Annotated in this window: 5 protein-coding genes; 3 read left to right on the top strand and 2 right to left on the bottom strand. The window is 59.3% G+C overall.

Features of this window, described 5'->3' with window-relative positions:
• The first annotated feature begins 167 nt into the window (after nt 1–167).
• Both ACIOZM_RS06090 and ACIOZM_RS06085 read left to right on the top strand, forming a co-directional pair.
• Nucleotides 168–989 carry an aldo/keto reductase gene (locus ACIOZM_RS06090; protein WP_401210708.1) on the top strand — a complete coding sequence of 274 codons (822 nt, stop codon included), beginning with the start codon at nt 168–170 and terminating at the stop codon, nt 987–989.
• A gap of 30 nt (nt 990–1019) precedes the next feature.
• Entirely contained in the window at nt 1020–1490 is a 471-nt protein-coding gene (locus ACIOZM_RS06085) for a DUF1810 domain-containing protein (RefSeq protein WP_401210705.1), read from the top strand.
• Here ACIOZM_RS06085 and ACIOZM_RS06080 read toward each other — a convergent pair.
• Complete coding sequence (locus ACIOZM_RS06080) at nt 1455–3815, bottom strand: DNA polymerase II (RefSeq protein ID WP_401210703.1); 2361 nt, start codon at nt 3813–3815, stop codon at nt 1455–1457. The two genes, ACIOZM_RS06085 and ACIOZM_RS06080, sit on opposite strands and share 36 nt — an antisense overlap.
• A 342-nt stretch (nt 3816–4157) precedes the next feature.
• Here ACIOZM_RS06080 and ACIOZM_RS06075 point away from each other — a divergent pair, with 342 nt between their 5' ends.
• Entirely contained in the window at nt 4158–4598 is a 441-nt protein-coding gene (locus tag ACIOZM_RS06075; RefSeq protein ID WP_401210701.1) for a CBS domain-containing protein, read from the top strand.
• Between the two features lie 115 nt (nt 4599–4713).
• Here ACIOZM_RS06075 and ACIOZM_RS06070 read toward each other — a convergent pair whose 3' ends face one another.
• Nucleotides 4714–5337, bottom strand: coding sequence for a glutathione S-transferase N-terminal domain-containing protein (locus tag ACIOZM_RS06070; protein WP_401210698.1), 624 nt, complete (start codon nt 5335–5337; stop codon nt 4714–4716).
• Nucleotides 5338–6000: the final 663 nt, after the last annotated feature.

Here is a 6000-nt window from a genome sequence, read left to right as displayed (position 1 = left end):
CAGGAGCGATCGGTCTCCCCCAGAAACACATCTTCGTATGTCCGCACCAGCGAGCTTAGACTCACTCGATTGGTGTGGGAGCAACATACAAGGAGCTGCCGAAGGCTGCGATCTTTTGCTTTTGGTCTATCCTGCGACCGACTGAATACACCAGACAGGAGGTTTGAATGCGCACCCTTGAACTCGCAGGCGTACAGGTTCCGGTGATTGGCCAGGGCACTTGGCGCATGGGTGAAGATCGCTCGGCGCACAAGCACGAAGTGGCGGCGCTGCGTCAGGGCGTCGAACTGGGCATGACCCTGATCGACACCGCCGAAATGTATGCCGAGGGCGGTGCCGAAAGCGTGGTCGGCGAAGCCATCGCCGGCATTCGCGATCAGGTGTTTCTGGTGAGCAAGGTCTACCCGCACAACGCCAGCCGCAAAGGCATTCCCCAGGCCATCGAACGCAGTTTGCGCCGGCTCGATACCGACTACATCGATCTGTACCTGTTGCACTGGCGCGGTCAATTCCCGCTGGAAGAAACCGTGGAAGCCTTCGAGTTACTGCGCGAAGAAGGCAAGATCGGCCGTTGGGGTGTGTCGAATTTCGACGTCGCTGACCTCGAAGAACTTTCAGCGCCCGCCTGCGCCACCAATCAAGTGCTATATAACCTGGAAGAGCGCGGCATCGAATTCGATCTGCTGCCATGGTGCCAACAGCAACGTATGCCGCTGATGGCCTACTGTCCGATTGGCCAGGGTGGCGCGTTGTTGTTCGATCCGGTGCTGAAACAGATTGCCGCTCGTCACGGCGTGACCCCGGCACAGGTTTCGCTGGCGTGGATTCTGCGTCAGGATGGTGTGATTGCGATTCCCAAGGCTGTGCGGCCGGAACACGTGCAACTCAATGCACAAGCGGCGCATCTGCAACTGGACGCGGGGGATCTGGCGGCGCTGGACCAGGCGTTTCAAGCGCCACGACGCAAGCAGCGGTTGGCCATGGTTTAAGCCACCGCCGTCTGTCAGAGGGCTCGGCCCATGAGAAGTACTGATCAGTACGACCCCTTCAACCTGCAACGTTTTGTTCAGGCCCAGGACCCGGTGTTCGAGCGCGTGCAGCGTGAGCTCGACGAGGGCCACAAACGCAGCCACTGGATGTGGTTTGTCTTCCCGCAATTCGCCGGGCTCGGCGGCAGCGAGATGTCCCGGCGCTTTGCTATCGGCTCAGCCGAAGAAGCCCGGGCCTATCTGCAACACCCACTGCTCGGCGCCCGACTGCGCACCTGCACACAGCTTGTGCTGAAGGTGCGCCAGCGATCGATTGCGGAGATTTTCGGCCACCCGGATGACCTGAAATTTCATTCATCGATGACCCTGTTCGCGCAGTTTGCCGATGACGACAGCCCGTTCGCGCAGGCGCTGGAACGGTATTTCCACGGTATTCTCGACGACTGGACCTTGCAGTTGCTGGACTCAAAACAAGCCCAGTTGCCCTCCAATCAGGGTTGAGAAATCGTCGTCGACAAAAGGCAGAATCGCGTCCGCCACCGGTTGCAGTTGGCGGGTGATGTAATGGTCGTAGTCGATGGGCGTGCGCCGCACTTCCAGCGGTTCCGGCCCGGCCATGGCGATGACGTAACTGATCCAGCCACCGTTCTGGTATTGCCGTGGCCGCCCGTGCTGCGCGTTGTAATCGTCAGCCAGACGCGCGGCGCGCACATGCGGCGGCACGTTGCGCTCGTAATCGTCGAGGGTGCGGCGCAGGCGCTTGCGGTAGATCAGGCGCTCGTCGAACTCACCAGCCAGAGTCTTGCGCACGTAATCGCGGACGTAATCCTGATACGGCTTGCGCTGGAAGATCCGTTCGTAGAGTTCCTGCTGAAACTGCCGCGCCAGCAACGACCAGTCGGTACGCACGGTTTCCAGGCCTTTGTAGACCATTTCATCCGTGCCATCGGCGCGGGCGACCAGACCGGCATAGCGTTTCTTGCTGCCCTCCTCCGCGCCGCGAATGGTTGGCATCAGGAAGCGTTTGTAGTGCGTTTCGAACTGTAATTCGAGGGCGCTTTGCAGCCCGTATTCATCCCGCACATGCTCGCGCCACCAATCGTTGACGTGCTTGACCAGCGCCTGGCCAATCTTCGCCGCTTCTTCCTGACCGTGCGCGCGCCGCAGCCAGACGAAGGTCGAATCGGTGTCGCCGTAGATCACCGCATGGCCCTGCTCTTCGATCAGTTTGCGCGTGCGCAGCATGATTTCGTGACCACGCAAGGTGATCGAGGACGCCAGCCGCGTATCGAAAAACCGGCAACCGCTGGAACCGAGCACGCCGTAAAAGGCGTTCATGATGATTTTCAGCGCTTGGGACAGCGGCGCGTTGTGCTCGCGCTTGGCGGTTTCGCGACCTTCGGCGACCCGCGCCACAATCGACGGCAGGCAATGCCGGGTCCGCGAGAAGCGCGCACCGCGAAAGCCCGGCACCGAGTCGGCGTCGTCCGGGTGCTGCAAGCCTTCGACCAGCCCCACCGGGTCGATCAGAAAGGTGCGAATGATCGACGGATAAAGGCTTTTGTAATCAAGCACCAGCACCGACTCGTACAGCCCCGGCTGCGAGTCCATGACGAATCCACCGGGGCTGGCCTGTGGCGGATTGGTACCGAGATTCGGTGCGACGAAACCCTGACGATGCATCAACGGCATGTACAGGTGAGTGAACGCCGCCACCGAGCCGCCGCTGCGATCCACCGCCAGCCCGGTGACGCTGGCACGTTCCAGCAGGAAGGTCAGCAGTTCGGTCTTGGCGAAAATCCGCGTGACCAGTTCGCAGTCCTTGAGGTTGTACTTGGCCAGCGCCGGTTTGTCCTCGGCGAACATCCGGTTGATCTCGTCCATCCGCTGGTACGGGTTGTCGATCGATTTGCCTTCGCCGAGCAAGGTCTGCGCGACGTTTTCGAGGCTGAACGAAGGAAAACTCCAGGTCGCTGAACGCAGCGATTCGATGCCATCGATGATCAACCGCCCCGCTGCCGAGGCGAAGTAATGGTTGCGACTGCCGTGTTCGCGCCACTGCATTTCTTCGCCGGCACGACCGATTTTCAGCGGCACACCGAGGCGCCGGGCGTGTTCGTGGAGGATGCGCAGATCGAACTGCACCACGTTCCAGCCGATGATCGCATCGGGGTCGTGGCGGGCAAACCAGTCGTTGAGTTTTTTCAGGATCAGCGTGCGGGAGTCGCAGTATTCGAGATCGAAGTCGACGATGCTGGCGTCACCGTTCGGCGCGCCGAGCATGTACACCTGACGCTCGCCGCAACCTTCCAGCGCGATGGAATACAACTCGCCGGTTTCGGTGGTTTCGATGTCCAGCGAGACCAGCCGCAGTGCCGGCCGATAATCGGGATCGGGTTTGAGCTGGGCGTTGAGCAGCGTGCCATCGGCGTCCGGCGTACCGCTGAAGCGCACCGGCGCGGTGATGAAACGCTCCATCAGATAGCGCTCGGGCGGCCGCACGTCGGCTTCGTAGACATCGATACTGTTGCGGTTGAGCGCGGTTTCCAGGCGCATTAACTGGCCGTGTTGCTGGCAATACAAGCCCAGCACCGGGCGATGTTCGAAATCCTGCAGGGCCAGCGGGCGCAGTTCGACGTTCTTTTCATCGTGCAGCACCCGCTCGGCCTGCTCGCGCTGCGCCGCCGGGATAAACGCCACCGACGGCTGATGCGGCAGCCGCACGCGACGCGGCCCGGCGTCGGTCGCCAGCCAGAACTCGACTTCAGTGCCCGCCGGGGTATCGCGCCAGTGCCGCGTCAGGACGAAGCCCTGCTGTAAATCCACCACGGCGGACCTCGAAAATTGATTCAGGGGGGCATTCTACGCTGCCCTCCCCACGCCTGCCGTTTCAGTTTGGAATGTTCTGTGGCGAGGGGATTTATTCCCGTTGGGTTGCGAAGCAGCCCCGGAATCAGGCGATCCGGTTCAACTGACTCAGCGCAATGGATGGTTTTGCGACTGCTGCGCAGCCGAACGGGGATAAATCCCCTCGCCACAAAGGTGGAAGTAATCCCGAAAGATGTGAGAAATGACGTTTTTTGCGTGCTATCTGCCGTTTTGCCACCTTGCCCTGCGCGTCAGGGTCTACGATGCTTGGATAACAACGACAACACCTGAGTAACCGCCATGAAAACCGTCGCCCAACTGCTCAAGCTCAAAGATCAGAAAAATCAGGAAGTGCACCAGATTCTGCCCCATCAATCGGTGTTCGAAGCATTGACGAAGATGGCCGAAAAGAACGTTGGCGCTTTGCTGGTGATGAAGGATGGCAAGGTCGAGGGCATCATCAGCGAGCGCGACTACGCTCGCAAGCTGATACTCAAGGGACGTTCGTCCGTGGGTACGCCGGTTAGCGAGATCATGGTGTCAGACGTGATCACCGTGGACACTCGCCAGACCGTCGATACTTGCCTGGGCATCATGTCCGACAAGCGCCTGCGCCACTTGCCGGTAGTAGAGGACGGCAAACTGATCGGTCTGTTGTCGATTGGCGACCTGGTCAAGGAAGCGATTGCCGAACAGGCCGAGCTGATCAAACAGCTCGAGCAATACATTCGCGGCGAGTGATCCCGTCCCCTGTAGGAGTGAGCCTGCTCGCGATAGCGGTATATCAGTTAAATATGCAGCGACTGACAAACAGCTATCGCGAGCAGGCTCACTCCTACATTTGATTCTTTGTGGTTCAGGCTGGCCAATGCCGGGCGAAGACCGGGGCCAGCACCGGGTGGCGGTCGATGCGCTGCAACCATGCGTAAAACCCGGGCCGGGTCTGGCGCAGATGTTCTCGGCTGCCGCCCCAGCGCGTCACCACCGCCGCCAGCACATCCAGGGCGCCCGGGGTTTCATCGTCCAGGTACAACTCTGCCGAGAACTGGTCGGCGAACACCTCCCAACTCCAATGCAATCGCTCGCGGGCACCGGCCATCAGGTTCTGCCGCGAAGCCTCGTCCGGCATCAGCAGCCAGCGCTCGGGATAATCGATCACGCCGATGGCCGCGTAGCAATTACTGACGATGTACGCCAGGCCACGAATGGCCTGATCGCGATCCGCAGCCTTGGCCGGCAACAGGCCGGATGCTGGAAACGTCAGCCCGAGGTGAATCAGGATCGCTGCGCTCTCGGTAATCACGCTGCCATCGGGCAGTTGCAGGGTCGGGATCTGTTTCAGTGGATTGAGTTGCGCCAATGCCTCGGCAGCTTCGGCACTGGCTTCGATATCGATGAAGCGATAAGCGATCTGGCACAGCTCCAGCGCCGCTTCGATGGCGGCTGCGCCTGAGTTGCGATGTCCGTAGAGCTGGTACATGACTCCCCCTTAATTTAGAACTGACCCTCGGCACAGAAGCACCCTCACTACAAAATCCCTTGGCATAGCGTAGATGGCCCAAGACTCGGCGAAGAAATATTCTGCCTTTGTATCCTCTTTGGCACGTTTTTCCCATGCACTTGCGACTTGCGAATTCATAACCTCGCAAAACAGCGCTTGCGGTGCCCATCCCGCACCAAGAGCAATCATCGAACGCTATCCGCGTTCTTGTAAGGTGCGACACCGAACCAAAAGTTCGAGTGTCCGAGCTGGCAACAAGGAGTTCACCGCGTGAATCTTCAATCGCTCTGCCGCATCACTGCCCACTTGCCTCTATCTGTTCAATGCCGGGTTCCTCACTGGAATCGCCATGGCACTCTTCGCCTCAACTTTATTACCTGAATCCAACAACCTGCATTGAGTTCGGCGATGTGTATCGCGCCGACGCAGTGTTATTTATTTTTTAAATAGTGCAACAGCAAGATTGTCGAACAATAACTTCAGCGATCTTGCTCTTGCACCAAAAGTGTTCCATCGACGCTAACTAACACCCAGATCAAACACTGATTTCATTTACACAAGAATAAGGAATATCGCCTGTGACCCGCTAAAACATTGACCCGCACCAAATCAGTCCGCCACGCACCATCAAATGCCTTGGCC

It is taken from the genome of Pseudomonas sp. NPDC087346, assembly GCF_044744235.1.
Classification (GTDB): domain Bacteria; phylum Pseudomonadota; class Gammaproteobacteria; order Pseudomonadales; family Pseudomonadaceae; genus Aquipseudomonas.
Note: the sequence above shows the minus strand (reverse complement) of the source record. Positions and strands in the feature narration are given on the sequence as shown.